This is a genomic window from Allobosea sp. (assembly GCF_030694325.1).
Lineage (GTDB): Bacteria > Pseudomonadota > Alphaproteobacteria > Rhizobiales > Beijerinckiaceae > Allobosea.
The window spans coordinates 1-19435 of sequence record NZ_JAUXYO010000314.1 but is presented as its reverse complement, the minus strand read 5'-3'; the positions used below and the strand labels follow the sequence as shown (position 1 = coordinate 19435).

Below are 19435 nucleotides of genomic sequence, written 5' to 3'. Positions count from 1 at the left end.
GGCGGCGTCCCGATCGCCGAGGCGGCGCTGGAGAAATAGAAGTATCTGCTTCTGCGCCTCGACCAACGCGTTTTGCACCGCGCTATCATGAAGTTTTGCGGCTTGAACATCCTTGGCGGCGGGAGGCGGAGTCTTCTCGTTTTGCGGGCTGTCTGTCACGACCCTCCGTACTCCTTGACTTGCAGATGCGGGTGACGCTGACCACGCTGACATTAGAAACCGCCAAGTCTTTAACCCAGATCAAGGTCTGCTCTTGCGATCGCCGCCGCCCGCTGCTTAAATCACAACCTGAGCAGCGGCACGATCTGGGTTGTTCCTTCCGAACGCTCGTCCGCGAGTCTCGGCGGCGTCCCGCGCGATCCCCGCCACCCGAAAAAGCAATGGAGCTTTGTGCCCATACAACGTGGGCAGGCAGCGTGCGCAACTCGGCTTTCTTCATTGCCGAGGGGTTCAACATGCTCATGGTCATCCACGGCTCGGACGTCGGTCGGCACAGCGCGCTGATGAATCGCGCTCACCGCTTTCGACACAGTATCTTCGTCGACGAGAAGGGCTGGGAGGAACTGCGTCAGTCCGATGGTTGCGAGCGTGACCGGTTCGACGACGCGCATGCCGTTCATCATATCTGCCTGCACGGCGAAGAGATTGTCGGTTACCAGCGCTTGCTGCCGACCACCCGGCCGCACCTCCTGACCGACGTGCTCACGGATCTGTGCCGGCGCGCGCCGCCGCGCGGGCCGCGCGTCTTCGAGTGGACGCGCTTTTGTGTCGCTCAAGGCCACCGGGAATTGAGACCACGCGGCAATAGCCCCTTCCTCGAGCTCGCCCAGGGCGTTGTCGAATGGGGAATGGCAAGGCGCGTCGGCACTGTCACCGTCGCGATCGACTGGCGTTTAATGGTTATCGCCATGCAGCTCCGCTTTTTCGTGCGGCCGCTCGGATTTCCCCAGCGTATCGGCCGAGACGAGGTCGTAGCCCTGAGCATGTCCTTTAATCGCGAAACTCTAGCGGCGATCCAAGCGGCGCGCGGTTGCACCGATCCGGTTCTGCCATCGACGCATTGGCCGTCGGCTGCCTGACGACATCACAATAAAATGGAGGAAATCTTGTGATACGAACTGCCGATACCAAGATCGTCGCTCACGAGCTGCATGCCCGTTACGATGATCTGCGCGCCGTGACCTTGATCGGGCGCACACTTCAGAAGGCGCTATTTGCTGGACGATCCGACGAAGTCGTATTTTGGGCGCTGGTGCACGCCCACTATCGGGGCGGCGATCTTTGCGCTTCGACGGAAGAGCAACTCAACTTCTTCTCGCCTTTCATCATCCGCGATCCTTCCGAGATGAACTGATTAGCAGGGACGCCTAGACGTCCGTCGGATTGACGACGATTGAAGCTGTCGATGGCGTTGGCGGGTTGGCGGCAATGCCCGTAGAGGTCGGAAAATCACCCGGCCCGGTCGGGGTCTGCTGGCACACCGCGGACTGGCCCCCGGTGAAACAGGAACGACAACGGGCGGCCAACTGCGACGTCTCTGCTTTTCATCGCCGACCGGTTGATGGAGCACGAGGATGACGGTGCTGCCCTCGGTCGATCCATACGCAATGAAGTGGCCAATCGTGCAGTGCCGGCCACGCGCATCGACCATGCCCTCTTTACGATGTCCGGAAACGCTGCGCCCCAGGCACTCGTCGATGACCTGCAGGCCGCTGGACCCGAGCGGACCCATACCGTCGTTCATCTTCGCATCGCCGATCACCAGGAGTTCATAAGGCTGTCTTACGAAGGAGCGCTCGCTCTTGGAATCGATTGAGGAGCTGACCGTCTTCCTGACCCAGACTGCGGCGGACGGGGCCAGGGGCCGACTGCAGGCTCGCGGCGAAGCGCGTGCCATTGTTCGCCGAGACGGAGTGCTCCCTGACGATGCGCCTGCCTTTGGCACCACGATCGACACGGATCTCGCGGAATACGCATTGTCGCTGTTGCGCGCATCAATGGCTCTTCGCGAGTCGCAGGGCGACCCCGAGGTCTGGAGGAAAGGCTTTGCGCGGGCGGGGAACGCGTTTGAGGCGCTGGTGCAGAATGGTTCGCCAGAAGACGTCAATCGTGGCTTTTATCGAATAGCTGGCGCCGCTTCCTATCACCTTGCCAGCTATTCCGCATTGGCCTTCTCGCTGATCGCGCAGCGATCTGACCGGCCGAACCTCGCACCGCCCGAGGAGGCACTGGCGCTTCTTATCCTCCGCGATCTTGACATTCTGGGCGCGCGAGCAAGGGCTTGGCTTCGCGACCCGGCACATAGCGACGAATACATCACGCGCTCGGCCGCAGAGGGTGAACTCGATCCGGACGATGTCGTGACGGTCGTTGTCACGACGACGATCTTCCGCTCGTTAGCTTTTTTCGAGTTCGCGCTTCAGACCGGAGTCGTGGCGCTCGCCGACGAGGCCAGATCGTTGCTGCGCCGAGCAATTTCCTTGGCAAAGCATGCCAACGCGGTGAGCCTGTGGTGGACAGCACGGATCGCGCTGAACCTGATCGATGACCTATGGGCCAGCAGCCTTCATCAGATCCTCCCCGTCGATGGGCCGGCTGGCGCCGAAGGCTATCAGGCCCTGCGGAAACTCTTCGTCGGAGAACTCTACTCGCGACGGGTCGCAGAGGTCGAGCTTTGGCCCTCACAACTCGAGGCAGCCCGCCGGGCGACAGATCTCGCCGATGACCTTGTCGTTGCTCTCCCGACGAGCGCCGGCAAGACACGCATAGCGGAGATCGCCGCGCTGATGGCGCTCGCATCGGGTCGCCGCGTTCTGATCGTGACACCGCTGCGCGCCCTTTCTGCACAGACCGAGCGCTCCTTTCGGAAGACGTTCTCCAGCCTCGGCTTTACCGTTTCATCGCTCTATGGTGCCAGCGGTGTGGCGATCGGCGATGAGGACGCTCTGCGAACGCAAGACATCGTAATTGCGACACCCGAGAAACTCGACTTCGCGCTTCGCAACGATCCAGCCATCATCGATGACGTTGGGCTCGTCGTTCTCGATGAGGGCCATCTCATTGGGCCGAGCGAACGCGAGATTCGCTATGAGAGCTTGGTGCAACGACTGCTCCGCCGCCCGGACAATGCGGGTCGCCGGATTGTATGCCTCTCTGCGATTCTCCCCGAGGGGGACCAGCTCAACGATCTTACCGCTTGGATACGCAGCGATGCGCCCGGCACTCCGATACAGTCGGGTTGGCGTCCGACCCGGCAACGTTTTGGGACACTCACCTGGCAGGGCAATGCCGGCCGGCTGAGTTTCGACCTCGAAGCGGGCGGCCCCTATATCAGGCACTTCATTACTGAGGCGCCCGCGATTCGACCGCGACGGACGCCGTTTCCTCGAGACAACAAGGAGCTCACACTCGCGGCTGCGTGGAGGTTTTCGGCGCAGGGGAAGCGAGCGCTGATTTTCTGCACGCAACGCGATCACGTCGAAGGCTATGCGGAGACTGTCGTTGAATTGCATAGGCGTGGATACCTGTCGTCACTGCTCGACGACGTCGCGCCGGTGGAACGCGCCTTGGCAGTCGGTCGGGAATGGCTGGGTCCAAACCATCCGGCAGTGCAATGCCTGCCCATCGGCGTGGCGATACACCACGGCCGCTTGCCGGGCCCCTTCCTGCGTGAGGTCGAGGCATTGCTGGCCGCCGGGATCCTTCGCGTAACCGTCGCCTCGCCCACTCTTGCGCAGGGGCTCAATCTGAACGCCGCGGTGCTTCTCATTCCGACGCTCTATCGAGCGGGCGTGCCGCTTTCGGGCGAGGAGTTCGCCAATGTGGCGGGCCGGGCCGGCCGCGCCTTCGTCGATTTGGAGGGCCTCGTTCTCCATGTGATGTACCAGCCCGAAAACTGGCGCCTCCGGGCCTGGCGCGAGCTGGTCGGATCCGCAAAGGCTCGATCTCTGACGAGCGGAATCATAGCAATTGTTGCCGAAGTTATAGCGCGTCTCGCACGGACAAACGTCTTCCTGCGGGCTGATGCCATGGAATATCTCGCCAACGCACAGGAAGCGTGGTTTCCGCAAGATCAGGCGGAGGATACGGACTCGATCGAAAGCTTGATCGAGCGTCTGGATGCAACCGTATTCGGTTTGATCGAAGCTCTCGACACCGACAGCGCGGAGTTGCCGCGCCTTCTGGACGAGGCGCTGACCGGATCCCTCTGGGCACGCCAGATAGGTCGCCTTGGCGCGCAAGCTCGATCGAACCAGCTCTGGATTCTCTGGGCGCGTGCGAGCCTGATTTGGAACAAGTCGAGCGCAATCCAGCGTCGCGCGACGTTTGCCATGGGTATCGGGCTCGAAGCGGGCCTGGCTATCGACGCGATAGCAGGAGATCTCACCACCTTCCTGGATCAAGCCGATGCCGCTGCTTTGGCCGGAAACCACCCCGTTCTCAGCGCGGCGCTCGCTGGCATGGCCGAACGCCTGTTCGCAATCCGGCCGTTCGTTCCGGATGTCGACCTGCCTGGCAATTGGCGCGATTTTGCTTAGTGCTTGGCTTGCTGGCACCGACGTTGTTGCTCTTGGGCTCGACAACATGCGGGTTGTCGAGGACGCGTTTGTATATCGGCTCGTCTGGGCGATCGAAGCCGTTCGCATGCATCGACGTGCCAATGGCGGCGAATCCGACGTTGTTGAGGGCAGCGCCGCTGCGACGATTGAAGCGGGCGTACCCCAGACGATGATGGCGATGCTTGTCCGAGCGGGACTGCCTTCGCGCGTCGCGGCGATGACCGCAATACGTGAGACACAACCGGCCTTTGTGACCCGCGGCGAGATGAATCAGTGGCTAGGCTCGAATGAGATCGCAGCGCTTAGTGACCAACCGGACTGGCCGACCGCCAATACCGCCCCCGTTTGGAAGCAATTCAGAAGCGAGGCGCTCTCGGGGCCAGTACTGAAATGGACAGCACAGGAGTGGAGTATGCAATCAGCTCTCCCGGCATTCGTCAGCCCCGCAATCCCTGGTAGGATCAGCATCGACCCAGCCAACGGCGTAGTCTCGGTGACGACACCGGATTTCAAGCACGTCATCGACATTCAACATCGCCTACGGCAACGCTCTCCGCGCCTGTTGCATGTCGAGTATGCGGCCGACCGTCAGAGTTCCCGTATCTTCAGGATCGGGCGTGGCGATGCGCGGTGGGAAATGCCTTGAAGCAATGACTTTTATGTTCGCTTGCAGGAGGAAGATGTGCTCGCGAACAGTTCCGTGATCGTTTCGGTGACCAATTGGAAGGGAATGAGGAACATTGGCGGGTTCAGAACCGCGTCAGTGCCATGGGCAAACATGTTTCGCAGATGATTCAGCCCTTCTACGTCGGCCGAGATCAGATTCTGGGCTCTTGCGGCCTTGAGCAACTCGTCGAGCATGGGAGGAGGTCTCACCTTTCCCTTCCTATCGACCCTGCCGACAAACTGAGAACCCAGGCGCTCCCGCAGCGCCAACTCGAGGCACGGAAAGGTCTGGGCCGCGGCAACGGTCAACAGGTCGTAGGAATAGTACGAGTAGATATAGGTGTGACGCAGGGCGTCATGGCATCGGCGGACTGCGTCCGGGACCCCGTCGGGTAGTTCCATCCTGCTCATGTCATCATGCAGCCGTTCAAGGCCGCTGCCAACGAAACCGGCCACCCCGGAAAAGTAGGGGTCCGGCGTGTGCAATTCATGCGCTCGTTTGAACATGCTCTCCGCTTCACAGTTCAACCATCACGGACGGCATCCCGAGCGCGAGGCTAGCCAAGCTGTCGCCTACGACAGTTTTGCCCCGCAGCTTGGGACGCATTGCGAAGTCGATGCGATGCGAAATTGAAACCCCGGAGGATGCGCGGGCAGTCTGATGATGACCATATCGTAGACGGTAGCGCCAATCGCCGCGCCATATTCGCTTGTCCCTTAGGCTGTTTCTTCTTAGTGTTGTAACGGGGGAGATGTCGGATGCGCTCTAAACTGCTCGAAATTTCGGTAAAGAATGTAGGGTGCATTGGCTCAGAACATGTAGGGGTGCGGCTTGACGATGTCCTTTGCCTTGTAGGCCCCAACAACTCAGGCAAAACGACAATATTGCGAGCCTATGAGCTGGCCGTAAGTCCTAATTCGTTCAATCAAACACTGGACCGTTGCAGTTGGGCGCCGGCAGACGAGCCCTCGGAGATTACACTCGATGTTCATATTCCCGAGGGGATGGGAAACGTTGACGCAAAATGGAAGCGCGCCTCCGGTGATAAGCTGATCGTTCGTAGCCGGTGGCAGTGGGCACCAGGAAGCTCCAAAGCGGTACGCCAAACTTGGGATCCAGAAGCGGGTGACTGGGCTGAGGAAGGGAAGGCCGGCGGTGCCGACAATGTATTCACTTCTCGATTGCCCAAACCGATGCGGATTAAATCGCTTGATGACGCCTTGACGACCGAGGACGTGCTTTTGACCCTCGCTTTGAGCCCCTTCGTGACGTCCCTGAAGATACTTGAGGCAGACTCGGATTCGGATCTCTCAAAATCAAAATATCAACTTGCGGAGACCGTTAATAAGCTCCTGGACCCGCACAGAGACCGTCTGTCTGCTATCTCAGATCAAGTCCGAACTGGGTTCCAGAACGTATTCCCCGGACTCGGCGTCAAGCTTCATGTCGAGATGCTATCGCCTGAGCTTAAACTCGACGCGTTGCTGAAACAGGGTTCGGGCATCCGTATCGAAGAGGCCGGGGGTCAATCCCGCGTTGCTCAGCAAGGCACAGGTGCACGGAGAGCATTGTTCTGGGCCATGCTCCAGGTTCACAACGAGCTTAGCCGCGAGACAGAGCGGCGCGATGGCGCGCTCAAAGCCCTCAATGCAGCGCTTACCAAGGAAGAAAAGGCGAAGAACAGAAACCAAGAAAAAGTCGTCTTGCTCGGTCAGCAAATAGCGGCTCTCAAGGAAAACGGCGCCCTGCCCGAGGATGCTGACGATCCGGCGTTGCCGGGTTATATTTTGCTTATCGATGAACCTGAGAATGCACTTCATCCAATGGCCGCCCGTGCGGCGCAGGCGCATTTGTATGCATTGGCGAGGCAGCCCGATTGGCAGGTGTTATTAACCACCCACTCGCCCTATTTCATCAATCCGCTTGAAGATCATACAACGATAGCAAGGATGGAACGGTCCACCGATGGACGGATTGTCTCACCCCGGCTCTATATCTCGGACGAGGCGCAATTTTCACCTGGGGAAAAGTCCGCGCTCCAGGCTCTTCAACTCATGGATGTTGGCTTCTCCGAGATATTCTTCGGCAGCTACCCGATCCTCGTTGAGGGCGATACGGAGCACGCCGCCTTTATTGCGGCTGTGATCAAGAATGCCCACGAATTGGCTGGAAAAGTCAGTATTATCCGCGCTCGAGGGAAAGCGATTTTGGTCCCCTTGATCAAAATGCTTCGCCACTTCAAGTCGAATTTCGGCATAGTGCATGATGTCGATTGGCCGAGGCGCTCTGATAAAAAGAAAAATGGCATGTGGAGTGTAAATACCTCTATCAGAGGTGAGATCTTAGCATGCCGACAGGGAGGATTGACGGTTCGGCATCGCTGGAGCGTTCCAGATTTCGAGCGATTCCTTAGCGGAGAGGAACTCGGTAAAGATAAGCCATTTGCTGCATTCGACCGGGTTTTGCAGGACCCCGTGCTGATCATACGTGTCAGGGAGCTAATGCAATCGCTGTATGACGGGGTAAGCCTCGACCCGGCGGATTTCGACCCGAATGGAGAGTTCGAAGGCCAAATCGAAGCCAGTTTGGTCCAATGGGCGAAAACTGCCGGCGCTGATGCCGATCCACGACTGAATGGGACCTAGAGCTAGCCTGCAATTGGTTGGCGGCATTTCCGGTGGCGGGTAGAACTGCGGCCGGCTCGCACCGCAGGACCACAGGACCACATTGTGACATATCGCTTCGTCCATGCGGCGGACATTCATCTGGATTCCCCGCTGCGCTCGCTCGCGCTGCGCGATCCGGATCTCGCTGATCTCATCGGAAACGCCACCCGGCGCGCCTTCGTGCGCGTCGTCGACCTGTGTCTCGACGAGCAGGTCGACGCGCTGCTGCTGGCTGGCGATCTTTATGATGGCGACCAGACCTCGATGAAGACGGCGCGGTTCCTGGCCGAGCAGCTGCGCAGGCTGCACGAGGCGAGTGTCCGCGTCTTCATCATCCGCGGCAATCATGACGCGCTGTCGCGGATCACCAAGGAGCTGACCCTGCCGGATTCCGTGAAGCTGTTCGGCGGCCGCGCCGAGGCGATTGCGATCGAGCGGGACGGTGGCCAGTTTCCTGTCGCGATCCATGGTCTCAGCTTCGCGCAGCCCCATGCACCCGAAAGCCTGCTCGGCAAGTACAGGCCACCGGTCGAGGGCGCCGTGAATATCGGCCTGATGCACACCAGTCTCGCCGGCGCTCCCGGACATGATCTCTATGCGCCATGCAGCCAGGCTGATCTTCAGGGCACCGGCTTTCGCTACTGGGCGCTCGGCCATGTCCACAAACGCTCGGTAGTCGAGGGCGGCTGCGCGATCGTGATGCCCGGCATGCCGCAGGGCCGCGATATCAACGAAGCCGGCGCCAAATCCGTGACCCTGGTCACGATCGGAGACGATCGCTCGATCCGGATCAATGAGCGCGTCACCAGCATCGCGCAGTTCGAGAGGGTGGCCGTTGATGCGACGGGGATCGACGATTGGCGCGATCTCGTCGCGGCGCTGGCACGAGCGCTGGAGCAGGCGCGCGGTGATGTCGCCTCGGAACATCTCGTCGCTCGTTTGCGGGTGACTGGGGCGACGCCGTTGGCCTGGCGCATCCGGCGCGACCTTGATCTCCTCAAGACGGAGGCCGACGATCGGGCATCCGTCATCGGGAGCTGCTGGGTCGAGAAGCTCGAGGTCGATTGCCGGGCGCCCGGTGCTGTGGCCGGCGCTTCGGCCGATCCGCTCACCGAACTGCGCCGTCTGATCGACGAGGAGGTCATCGACTCCGATGCCTACCAGGCTGAGGTCATGGCCATTGCCGAGGAGCTGAGGACACAGCTTCCGCAGGAATGCCGCAGCCTGCTCGGCTCAGACGAGCAGGCGTTCAAGGCCACGATCGCGTCGCTAGCGAGGGATGGCTCCGAGGACGTGCTCGCCCGGCTTCACGCCGGTGCGGAAGGCGGCGTTTCCTGATGCGCCTGAAGTGCCTTGATCTCACACGCTACGGCAAGTTCACCGATCATCGCATCGAGTTTGGCGAGCGGGTGGAAGGCCAGCCCGACCTGCATATCGTCTACGGTCCCAACGAGGCCGGCAAATCGACGGCTCTGGCCGGCTTTCTCGATCTCCTCTTCGGGATCGAGACGCGCAGCCGCTTCAACTTCATTCACCCCTATCCGACGATGCGCGTCGGCGGGACCATGGAGCTGGCAGGCGGTCCCCAGGAGCTGGTCCGGATCAAGCGGCCACAGAACAGCCTGCTCGATGCGCGCGACCAGCCGATTGCCGAGGGCGTTCTGCTGGGAGAACTCGGCGGCATCGACCGTGACTCCTATCGCATCATGTTCTCGCTCGACGATGCGACGCTGGAGGCAGGCGGCGAGAGCATCCTGTCGAGCAAGGGCGATCTCGGCCAGCTCCTGTTTTCCGCAAGCGCGGGTCTGGCCGATCTCGGCAAAGGCCTCGTCGATCTCAAGACCGAGGCCGAGGGCTTCTACAAATACCGCGCCCGCAGCGGCGAGCTGGCGGACCTCAAGGCCCGTCTCGGCGAGCTCAAGGCGGAGCGGGAGCGTGTCGACACCCTGGCGTCGGACTATGCCCAGCTCATCGAGGCCCGCGATCGGGCAGCCGTCCAGTACGAAGAGGCGATCGTCAGCCGCGGGAAGATCCAGGCGCGCATGGACGAGATCCAGCGCCATCTGAACGCCTTGCCGCGCCTGACGGATTTGCGCGGTCTCCGCCAGCGCATCGCGCCGTTGGCCGACCTTCCCGACGCTCCGCGCGGTTGGGCCGAGGAGCTGCCGCAGTTGCAGAAGGACGAGATCGAGCTCGGCATTCGCGCGCAAGGTCTCACAGAGGAAATTGCGGAGCTGTCAGGGCAACTGGATGCGATCGTGGTGGACGAGACGGTGCTGCGGCTGGCCGACAAGGTCGAGCGGCTCGCCGATCTGCGCGCCCGCCATGTCACGGCCGAGAAGGACCTCCCTGAACGCCGCCTGCAATTGCGCGAGGCCGAATTCGCGATCTCCACGATCCTGAGTCGCATCGAGCGGACCGGAGAGACAGATCCCCATCGCCTTGTTTTGGGTGCCTCGGTCGTCGGTGCTCTTCGCGCGCTGATCGAGACACGCTCTGGCATCGAGGCAGCGCTGAAATCGGCTGTCGACGAGTTGTCCGAGGCTCGCCGGCGATTGGACGAGGCGCAGGCCAGGCTAGGTGAGGCCGGCGGCGCTCCAGAGACGGGGCAGGGGCGAGAGACACGGATGTCATCGCTCGCAGCAACCGTTGCGGCTGCGCGGGCGGACGACCATGCGGCGCGCCGCCGGCTGGCCGAACGGGCTCGTGATGCCGCCCGCGTAACGTTGGCGGAGCGCCTGCGCGAACTGCGGCCCTGGAACGGTGACATCGACGAGCGCGTCGACCTGCCTGCTCCCACTGCGGCGGAGATTCAGCGTTGGACGCTGGCGATCGCTCAGACACAGAAGCGGATCGATCAGCATGCTGGCGAGGTCGAGCGCCTGGCGACGGAGCAGATCCGCCTGACGGCCGAGCTGAACGCGCTCAGTGGGATCTCAGGTCTCGTCTCTGATCAGGAAGCCGCGAGCATCCGCGCAACGCGGGAGCGGGCCTGGGCCGAGCATCGGGGCAAGCTCGACACCACTTCTGCCGATGGCTTCGAGGCGGCGCTCCGGCGCGATGACATCGTCACGAGTGGACGGCTCGGTCATATGGCGGATGTCGCAAAACTCCACCAAGCAAGCCAGGCGCTGGCCATTGCGAAGGCTGAGTGCGATCGCTCCCTCGAACTTCGGGATGTCGCGACAACGGCTCTGCAGGGCCTCCAGCGCGAGATCGCGGCAGCCGTAGCTGCGACCTGCCCGGCGCTGTCTAACAGCATGTCGTTGCCTCAATTCGAAGCTTGGCTCGGCCGTCGAGACAAGGCTTTGGAGGCGAGGGCGCTTGTCCGTGCGGCGGAGGGCGATCTCCGCGAGGCAGAAGCCGACGCCATGGCCGTGCGGGATCGGTTGGCGGCGGCGCTCAACACGGCTGGTCTGCCGCACGGCATGGATGCCGGCTTCGAGGCGCTGCTGGCGGCAGGGCAGGGGGCGATCGACCGGGAGATCGAGCTGAAGGCATTGCGGGTCAGCGTGGAGGAGCGGCAGCGCGAGTTGGCGAGCCGCGAACGCGAGGTCGAAAAGGCTACGGAGGTCGACCGGGACTGGAACACCTCGTGGATCAAGGCTTGCTCGGCCTGTTGGCTAGGAGAGTCCGGCATAGTGCCGACGCTTGCCACAGTTCGCGAAATCCTCGCAGCCATCACCGAACTCGGCCCCGTGCTGGAGAAGAAGGCAGGCCTCGTCGACCGGATCGGCAAGATGAAGAAGGATCTGACCGCCTTCCGCGATGAGACCGAAGCGCTCGCCAGCGAGATGGCGATCGTTGCGCCGTCGGGCGATATTCTGGATCTGGCGCAGGCGGTCAGTGCTCAGATTCAGGAAGCCCATGCCGAACGCACGCGGCGGGCGACCGCCGCCCAAAACCTGGAGGCCGCCCGGAGCCGGCAACGCATGCTCTCCGAGACCTTGGCGGTTCACGATCGCCGCAAGATGGAGATGACCGCGGTCTTCAGCGTCGCGACATTGGCGGAGGTTTCTAGCAAGCTGTCAGCTATCGAAAAGAGGGCGGAATTGATTGCGCTGGCCGAAGCTGCCGAGCGTGACATCCTCGCAGCACTTCGGCTGCCCGCGATAGACGAGGCGGAAGCCGTCCTCGATCGTGCCGATCACACTGCCCTGGAGGCTGAGCTTGTCGAGCTGAAGGCTCGCTTCGATGATCAGGATCAGCGCGGTCGAGACGCGTTCTCCGTCCACAGCAAGGCAGTCGATCGGGTCGAGGCCGTGGGCGGTGATGGCGCCGTGGCGAGGATCGAGGAGGAGAAGCGCACGCTGCTGCTCAACATCGAGGATCGCGCGCTGCGCTATCTCAAGCTGAAGCTTGGCGCCGCCGCGGCGGAACAGGCGCTGCGCGCCTATCGCGACCGGCATCGCAGTTCGATGATGGCGCGCGCCTCGCAGGCCTTCGCGACGATCAGCCGTGGCGCCTATGCCGGGCTAGCCGCCCAGCCGGAGAAGGACGGCGAGATCCTGATTGCGCTGGCGGCTGGTGGAGGCTCGAAAGAGGCTGCGGAGCTGTCGAAGGGCACGCGCTTCCAGCTCTATCTCGCGCTGCGCGTCGCCGGCTACTATGAATTTGTCGCCTCTCGACAACCAGTGCCGTTCATCGCCGATGACATCATGGAGACGTTTGATGATTTCCGGGCCGAGGAGGCGTTTCGGCTCTTCGGTGAAATGGCGCAGGTCGGGCAGGTGATCTACCTGACCCATCACCCGCATCTATGCGGGATCGCGCGGCGGGTCTGTCCTGGCGCCACCGTTCACGAGCTTGCCGCTGGTTCGCTATAGCACACGTCACAAAGAGAGCTTTTCGCGTGGCTCTTTCATACGGCACCGAGAAGGCCACCGAGGCTCGCGTCGAGCTGCATGCAATAGCGACCACTTGCTCTCAAAATCTCAGCCATCGCCAGATCGGGTTCCTATGACAAAATTCCCGCAATCGATTGGCGTTGCTCGGCGTGCTTCCCGGGGTTCTGCTCTTTCAACTTCGTTAGGTTGAGCAGCTTCCAGCGAACCGCCGGCAAATTCGCGGCCTGGGGCAGTCCGATCACCTCGAAGTCAGGTTCAGCATCATGCAGCGAAAGCAGGAACCGCATCGCCCTGTCATCGAGCCGTTCGAGCAGGTCTTTGGTCAGCCGCGTGCGCGCGTCCTTCAACTCACTCAGGCTCACAGGCCTGACCGTCATACCCTCGAACTCCTTGGCAAAGGCGTCGTCGATCTCGGAAAGAGACGGCTTGATAAGCTCGTGCGGCGGCCGGCCAGAACTTGCAACATAGATCAGGAAGGTCCGAAACAGCGCGTCGGTCAGGCCCTCGTTCTCATAAAGAAGCTTCACATCGAACAGATCGCGCGGATGCTGGCGATCGACAGCCGCATGGAGCTTGCCGCCGAACAGATCCTCGAAGGCGACGACCTGCATCTCGGCGAAGCCGAATGTGTCGGCGACCACGTCGGTGACCGGCCGCAGTTCTGGAGGATGCACCGTCCCGCGCGCGACTGGCGAAGTCTCGATCTTGACCTCGGTGCTTCCCTGGCGGACCAGCACGCGTGTGTCATTGTTGCCGCCGCCGGCGATGCGCTGGACCGTCACGCCCCGGAGGTTTCGCAGAAGGTCCTCGCGGATGCGATCAAGCGCCGCGTCGATACCGGCAAGTGTCGCGTCACGATCCTCGGCCGGGAGATAGGTGAGGTCGATGTCGACCGAGAGGCGAGGCATGTCGCGATAGAAGAGATTGATGGCGGTGCCGCCCTTAAGCGCGAACACGTCCTGGCGCGCTATGAAGGGCAGTGTCCGGACCAGGAGATCGACCTGCCGCATATATTGCTCACGCGCCATGGGCAGCCTCCTGCGGCAACAGGTCGGCCGGTACAGTGATCCGATAGGTTGGGTGCAGCCGCCCGTTCGCGGCGAGAGCGCGATCGCCTCGGCCCATGTCGATTCGCGACATGTCTATATGCTTGCGCCAGGCGTGAGCGTGTTTGTCGGCATAGACGAAGAACAGGCGTTTGACCTTCACGCTCTGGCATTGGACGAGCAGCGTCGTCAGCAATTTCGGGCGCAGATTGACCAGGCTCTCAAATGTCATACCGAGGGTGTGAAAGCTCTCTTTGTTTGGCAGCTCATCAAGCGCCTCGAGGATCGCGCGCTCCGCCGACGACATCCGTATCGGCCAACGCCAGGGGCTGAGGGTGAACTCCGCATCCGGGCCGTCGGACAGGCTGAATTCGCTATCTTCAACACCGGTCGGGTGCTCACCGAACAGCGCATCGTTTCGCCGGACGAACCGTGCATCGGTTTGCAGCTCGACCAGCCATGTCGGTATGTCCGAGCCGTAGAGGTAAATCGCTGCGTCGCCGCCCAACTGCAGATAGTGCGAATGACCGTGAAGGCCGAGGGCGCTTGTCCCTCCGACATGGAAGCGATGTCCCATGATCCATTGCGCGGAGAGCAATGGGATTTTCCATCCCGTGGCGGCTTCTCGACTTGCGCCGGTGGTAAAGGGGCGGCGGTAGAGGCCTTGTCTCACCCGCTCCAGCCAGCCCTGCTTCACATAGGCCGAAACCGATTGTCGCGAGATGGCGTGGCGCGTCATCCATGCCATATCCACCAGAAAACCAGGCGGGATGGCCTGAAGAAGTTGCTTCAGCTTCGACGCGCCTTGTCCATTCATGTTTGACAATATGCCATGAATTCAAAGTGAGTGCGAGCGCCGATTTTTTGGATTTGACTTGATGTCAAACGAACGTTGACAACAGCGATCTTTTTCAAAGTAGGCCGGGACAGCTATCCTGCTGAGTTGAAGGGCTAAGAAGGCGTCTCCCTGCGGGCCGGGCTGTCGGCGAAGCTGAAGCCCCTGCGGGTCTTCACCCATGCGGGCGTCCATCCCTGACGCGGGGTGGAGCGGCGGGGCGCTATCCGGCGGACGATGGCAAGCCGATGCCCATGAACTCGCACAGGTCGACGAATTTGGCGCCTACTACGCTGCGCAGCGACGGGCAGCCCGCACGCGGGCCGATGGTCTGACGGGCGAATTCCTGCACCGGACAAGGTTGCGGCAGAGGTGGCGCGGATCCCGCCGCGCGCGAAGATGAATCTCGCGAAGGTCCAGGCAATCGTCATGCGGCGGCAGGGTGTTTTTCGGCGAATTGCGTCGTTGCCATGAAGGCCGGGCAATCGGAGAGCAGCGCAATCCCGCTCTTCTGCGATGGCGTCCTGGTCCGGTTCCGGATCTTCCACGATCAACCCGCTTCGGGGTCGGCTACGCGAGCGTGCCGCCGCTTCGGCTTTGCCTTCGCGGTGATCGCGACCGGTCCCGGCCCTTCGAGGAGCCATCGAGCGGGAATTGCCCCGCTCCCGATGGAGCCCCACGATGTCGAACGATCTTGTCCTTGCCCAGAGCCACGCCTTCGCACTCGCCCGCACGCTGATGGTCCCCGTGACGGTCTTCCAGATCGACGGCGCCTACGGGGTGCTGCCGAGCGACGAGATCGACGCTGCCGACGAGCTCCGCGTCATCCATGAGTTCGACCCTCATGATCGCCGGCCGCCTCATTGAGCTGACCTCGTGTGCCGCTGGCGAGCAGTCGCCCGCAAGGGAGGCTGCGCCGCGGACGATCGATCTCATCTTACGTCGACGGTCGATCCGCGCCCTTGCAGGCGCCGCTCTTCGCGGCGGTTGGGCTTGGACCCGCGAGATATGCGGGAGGGACGACGCAGCAGGAAAGGCCGGACGTAAAGCGCCGGGAGAGATGATGGAGCAACGAGAACTCGAAGAACTGAAGGGGCGCGTGCTGTGTGCGGCGGTGCTGGAGAAAGCCGGCTTCGCCATCGATCTGAAGGAGAGCACGCGACGCGCCGTCAAGCATCGGCGCGGCAGCGACATCATCATCGTGATCCATGACGGACGAGGCTGGTTCGATCCGCTTTCGGACGCCAAGGGCGATGTCTTCACGCTGATCCAGCATCTGGACGGCGTCGCCTTCACCGAAGTGCTTGTGCGCGCGGCCGAGCTGGTCGGGTTTCGACCGGCCGAGCCCGGCTGGAGGCAGCCTGCCCGCGGGCGGCAGCCTGCCGCGTCTTTGGCTGAGCGCTGGCGCACCCGTGACAAGCCTCGGCCGGGCTCAGCCACCTGGTGTTATCTCCGTGACGAACGTTTCCTCCCGGAAGCCGTTCTGCGCGCCGCAGTCCGGCAAGACCGATTGCGGGAAGGTCCGCGCGGCAGCTTATGGGCCGCCCATGTCGACGACGGCGGTATTGTCACCGGATGGGAAGAGCGCGGTCCGCAGTGGCGCGGGTTTTCCACTGGCGGGACAAAAGTGCTGTTCCGGCTCGGCGCGCCCGACGGCTTGAGGCTTTGCATCACCGAGGCGGCGATCGACGCGATGAGTCTCGCAGCGCTCGAGGGGCTGCGGGATGGCAGCCTCTACCTCAGCACCGGCGGCGGCTGGTCACCGGCGACAGATGCAGCGGTGCGAACGCTGGCCGCGCGTCCCGGCGCCCAGCTCGTCGCGGCGACGGATGCCAACAGCCAGGGCGAGGCGTTTGCCGGCCGGCTGCGCGAGATCGCTGAAGTGGTGGCTTGCGACTGGTTTCGCCTGACGCCGCCGGCCGACGACTGGAACGACGCATTGAAGGAGAAAGCGAGGGAGGAGCAGGAAAGGAGGAATGGGAGAAGAGATCTGCCGCATGCCCGCCGGCCGCATCAAGGGTGACGCTTCGCCCGGCTGCGCCGGCCCTTGACCCGGCCGAACGGGGAGGCGGCCGCGGGGGAGGGTCAGGAAGAGCCGAAGATGATGGCGATGTCGCGAGGATGAGCCGCGCTCCGGTCTGACGAGACCCTAGGAGCCAGCCCATGACCCTCTCCCCAATCCGAAAAGTGTTTCAGGGTATCGCCGACCGGCGGCAGATGTTCCGCATGTTCGACCGCCACGCGCAGCGGCCCGATCGCGGCCAGGGTGACGCCGGCTCGCTCTATGCCGGCGAATGGTTCGAGATCGGCCAGGCGGCGCACGACTATATGTTCGAGGCCCTGCCGCCAGTCATCTTGGCGGTCGATATGTTCGCGCTGCGCGAGTTTTTGACCCGTTCCGTCACGAGCGTCTTCTTCACCTTGTGGATCGACGGCCGGGCCCGGTACTTTCACGCCTATTGCGATCTCGCCGATATCAACTCCGGCAGGCGCATGCGCGAGGCGATCGTCGAGCGCGAAACCCGACCGGTGCGGGCGATGACGCGACAGGAGCGTCTGGAGCACATCTGGTCGAGCACCCATGACGGCTATCGCGGCTATGCCGGCGAGGGCTGGACCGCGCCCGACCGGGGCAAGCGCACTGTTACCGTCTATGGCGGCCGGCAGGGAAAGACTTTGAGGCTCCTCTACAGCCTGACGGACCAGGAGATCAGCGAAAAGCTCCCCGTGCATCTGCGCTACCTGCCCGATGCGATCGCGGCGTGATGGGCGCCGGTGATGTTCAGCTTTTCCGTAACGGATGTCCGCGCCGTCATCACGCGCGGACGGATCGACGCCGTCCTCAATGGCGGCTTTCGCAATCCGCATGGCCTTACCCCCGGCCAGAACGAGCGGACCGGACTCTGGCTGGTCGGTGATGAGGGCGTCTACATCATGTCCAACGGCAAGCTCGCCGAGGATCAGCGCCCGCTCGTCGTCTACGCGCAGGAGTGCGATCCCAAGACCAATCCCGACTACTGGTACTACAAGCGCCAGCACTTTGGCGGCGATGACGGCGTCGAGTTTCTCGATGCCATCATGCTCGGGAAGCTGATCGCCGCCGCGCCGACCGCGACGCATCTCACCATCGCGATGACCGACAACGGCCTGTCGCTCGCTCTCGTCCGGCGCTGATCCGCCGGGCTGACCAGCCGTCCCACCCAACGTCTCGCGACCATCGCAACTCTCGTCGGACCTGATCTGGCGAGAGCGATGGCGCACGCCCCGATCACAGGAGAATTCGCGATGGCGCAAGATCACCGCCTCAATCTTGATCCCTTCACCATCGACCTTTTCAATGAGACCGCGCTCTCATCGGGCCTGAGCCTCGGCGTGGCGGCCTTTGCCCGCGACGTCGTAGCCAATGACGACGATGACCCAGAGCCCACGCCGCCTTCGCCAGCGCAGCAAATCACTCCGTCCGCGACGCGGCCCTCCGCGCTTTGTCGGGGCGTCAATTTCGTCATCGACAGCGATCGCTGCCTCTCCACAGGCTGGAAGGATCGTGCCCACGACAGCATTGCTGCGATCCGGATCGCATCGCAAATCGAAGCTGAGCAGCGGCCGGCGACGCTGGACGAGCAGCGCAGGCTGATCCGCTTCACCGGCTTCGGCGCATCCGACCTCGCCAATGGCGTCTTCTTGCGGCCAGGCGAGACTGCGTTTCGCAAGGGCTGGGAGACGATCGGCGGCGCGCTGCAGGACGCTGTCAGCGATGCCGATTACGCTTCGTTGGCGCGCTGCACGCAGTACGCTCATTTCACGCCGGAGTTCATCGTCCGGGCGATTTGGGCCGGACTACAGCGGCTCGGCTGGCGCGGCGGCCGCGTGCTCGAACCGGGCACTGGAACTGGACTGTTCGCGGCGCTCATGCCCGAGGCGTTTCGCGATTGCGCGCATGTCACCGGCGTCGAACTCGATCCGACGACGGCGCGCATCGCCCGGCTGCTGCAGCCGCGCGCTCGCATCCTCACCGGCGACTTTGCCCGAACCGAGCTACCTGCGAACTTCGACCTCGCCATCGGCAACCCGCCGTTTTCCGATCGCATCGTCCGCTCCGACCGCGCCTATCGTTCGCTGGGCTTGCGGCTGCACGACTACTTCATCGCGCGCTCGATCGATTTGTTGAAGCCCGGCGGGCTGGCGGCCTTCGTCACCTCACATGGCACGATGGATAAGGTGGACGCGTCAGCGCGCGATCACATTGCCAGGTCCGCCGATCTGATCGCCGCCATCCGCCTGCCGGCAGGCAGCTTCCGCGCAGATGCCGGCACGGAGACGCAAGTCGACATCCTGTTCTTCCGGAAGCGGAAACCGGGCGAGCCGAAGGACGACCCTGCATGGCTCGATCTCGAAGAGGTGCGGGCCGCCACAGCCGACGAGGGCGCGATCCGCGTCAATCGCTGGTTCGTGCGCCACCCCGGCTTTGTGCTCGGCACGCACGCCACCACCTCAGGCCCGTTCGGTGAAGCCTATACCTGTCTACCCCAGGCCGACGTCGCGCTCGATGCCGCGTTGACCGCCGCCATCCGTCTCCTCCCGGAGAACCTCTATGACGGCGAGCCGGAAGTGGTCGATCTCGACCGCGGCGAAGCGTCGGACGCGAATATTTTGCTCTCGCCGGAGACGCGTATCCGCGAGGGCAGCTACTTCGTGGATACGCGCCGCGGGCTGATGCAGCTCGTTGACGGCCAGCCGATTGCGGTGAAGGTTCGGAAGGGTCGAAGCGCCGAGGGCGTCCCGGCAAAGCACGTCCGGATTATCCAGAAGCTGATC

At 62.7% G+C, this 19435-nt stretch carries 16 protein-coding genes; 13 read left to right on the top strand and 3 right to left on the bottom strand.

The features are described 5' to 3' along the window. Window positions 1-191: 191 nt before the first annotated feature. The 5 genes from Q8M82_RS20235 to Q8M82_RS20215 all read left to right on the top strand — a co-directional run bounded on the left by Q8M82_RS20235 (window position 192) and on the right by Q8M82_RS20215 (window position 5205). Window positions 192-1079 carry an acyl-homoserine-lactone synthase gene (locus Q8M82_RS20235; protein ID WP_305693096.1) on the top strand — a complete coding sequence of 296 codons (888 nt, stop codon included), beginning with the start codon at window positions 192-194 and terminating at the stop codon, window positions 1077-1079. A gap of 29 nt (window positions 1080-1108) precedes the next feature. Continuing rightward, window positions 1109-1354, top strand: a complete 246-nt coding sequence (locus Q8M82_RS20230) for a hypothetical protein (RefSeq protein ID WP_305693095.1) — start codon at window positions 1109-1111, stop codon at window positions 1352-1354. A gap of 207 nt (window positions 1355-1561) precedes the next feature. After that, complete coding sequence (locus Q8M82_RS20225; protein ID WP_305693094.1) at window positions 1562-1816, top strand: hypothetical protein; 255 nt, start codon at window positions 1562-1564, stop codon at window positions 1814-1816. Then, window positions 1803-4538 (top strand): DEAD/DEAH box helicase, encoded by a 2736-nt coding sequence (locus Q8M82_RS20220; protein WP_305693093.1) that lies wholly within the window; start codon window positions 1803-1805, stop codon window positions 4536-4538. The genes Q8M82_RS20225 and Q8M82_RS20220 overlap by 14 nt, the downstream gene beginning before the upstream one ends. Then, entirely contained in the window at window positions 4501-5205 is a 705-nt protein-coding gene (locus tag Q8M82_RS20215) for a hypothetical protein (RefSeq protein ID WP_305693092.1), read from the top strand. Before Q8M82_RS20220 ends, Q8M82_RS20215 begins: the two co-directional genes overlap by 38 nt. 11 nt (window positions 5206-5216) lie before the next feature. Here Q8M82_RS20215 and Q8M82_RS20210 read toward each other — a convergent pair whose 3' ends face one another. Continuing rightward, window positions 5217-5732: a hypothetical protein gene (locus Q8M82_RS20210; protein WP_305693091.1), complete on the bottom strand. Its 516-nt coding sequence runs from the start codon at window positions 5730-5732 to the stop codon at window positions 5217-5219. Between the two features lie 252 nt (window positions 5733-5984). Between Q8M82_RS20210 and Q8M82_RS20205 the strand changes: the two genes are divergently transcribed. From Q8M82_RS20205 to Q8M82_RS20195, 3 genes are all read left to right on the top strand, one after another. Continuing rightward, the gene (locus Q8M82_RS20205; RefSeq protein WP_305693090.1) at window positions 5985-7871 is read left to right on the top strand and encodes an ATP-dependent nuclease; all 1887 of its coding nucleotides are present in this window, start codon (window positions 5985-5987) and stop codon (window positions 7869-7871) included. 84 nt (window positions 7872-7955) lie between these two features. Then, complete coding sequence (locus tag Q8M82_RS20200; RefSeq protein WP_305693089.1) at window positions 7956-9230, top strand: metallophosphoesterase family protein; 1275 nt, start codon at window positions 7956-7958, stop codon at window positions 9228-9230. Continuing rightward, window positions 9230-12718, top strand: a complete 3489-nt coding sequence (locus tag Q8M82_RS20195) for an ATP-binding protein (RefSeq protein ID WP_305693088.1) — start codon at window positions 9230-9232, stop codon at window positions 12716-12718. The genes Q8M82_RS20200 and Q8M82_RS20195 overlap by 1 nt, the downstream gene beginning before the upstream one ends. Before the next feature lie 131 nt (window positions 12719-12849). On the opposite strand, the gene Q8M82_RS20190 is transcribed toward Q8M82_RS20195, so the two are convergent. Continuing rightward, complete coding sequence (locus Q8M82_RS20190; RefSeq protein WP_305693087.1) at window positions 12850-13767, bottom strand: nucleotidyl transferase AbiEii/AbiGii toxin family protein; 918 nt, start codon at window positions 13765-13767, stop codon at window positions 12850-12852. Continuing rightward, window positions 13757-14602 (bottom strand): type IV toxin-antitoxin system AbiEi family antitoxin domain-containing protein, encoded by an 846-nt coding sequence (locus tag Q8M82_RS20185; protein WP_305693086.1) that lies wholly within the window; start codon window positions 14600-14602, stop codon window positions 13757-13759. Before Q8M82_RS20185 ends, Q8M82_RS20190 begins: the two co-directional genes overlap by 11 nt. Window positions 14603-15301: 699 nt before the next feature. Here Q8M82_RS20185 and Q8M82_RS20180 point away from each other — a divergent pair. The 5 genes from Q8M82_RS20180 to Q8M82_RS20160 form a co-directional block, all read left to right on the top strand. After that, complete coding sequence (locus tag Q8M82_RS20180; RefSeq protein WP_305693085.1) at window positions 15302-15487, top strand: hypothetical protein; 186 nt, start codon at window positions 15302-15304, stop codon at window positions 15485-15487. Continuing rightward, complete coding sequence (locus tag Q8M82_RS20175) at window positions 15450-16643, top strand: DUF3991 and toprim domain-containing protein (RefSeq protein ID WP_371126419.1); 1194 nt, start codon at window positions 15450-15452, stop codon at window positions 16641-16643. Before Q8M82_RS20180 ends, Q8M82_RS20175 begins: the two co-directional genes overlap by 38 nt. 140 nt (window positions 16644-16783) lie before the next feature. Beyond that, on the top strand, window positions 16784-17386 hold the full coding sequence (locus Q8M82_RS20170; RefSeq protein WP_305693084.1) for a DUF1419 domain-containing protein: 603 nt from the start codon (window positions 16784-16786) through the stop codon (window positions 17384-17386). A 12-nt stretch (window positions 17387-17398) separates the two neighbouring features. Further along, window positions 17399-17794: a DUF3085 domain-containing protein gene (locus Q8M82_RS20165; protein WP_305693083.1), complete on the top strand. Its 396-nt coding sequence runs from the start codon at window positions 17399-17401 to the stop codon at window positions 17792-17794. Window positions 17795-17905: 111 nt separating this feature from the next. After that, window positions 17906-19435: N-6 DNA methylase (locus tag Q8M82_RS20160; protein ID WP_305693082.1), on the top strand; the 1530-nt coding region annotated here is incomplete at its 3' end.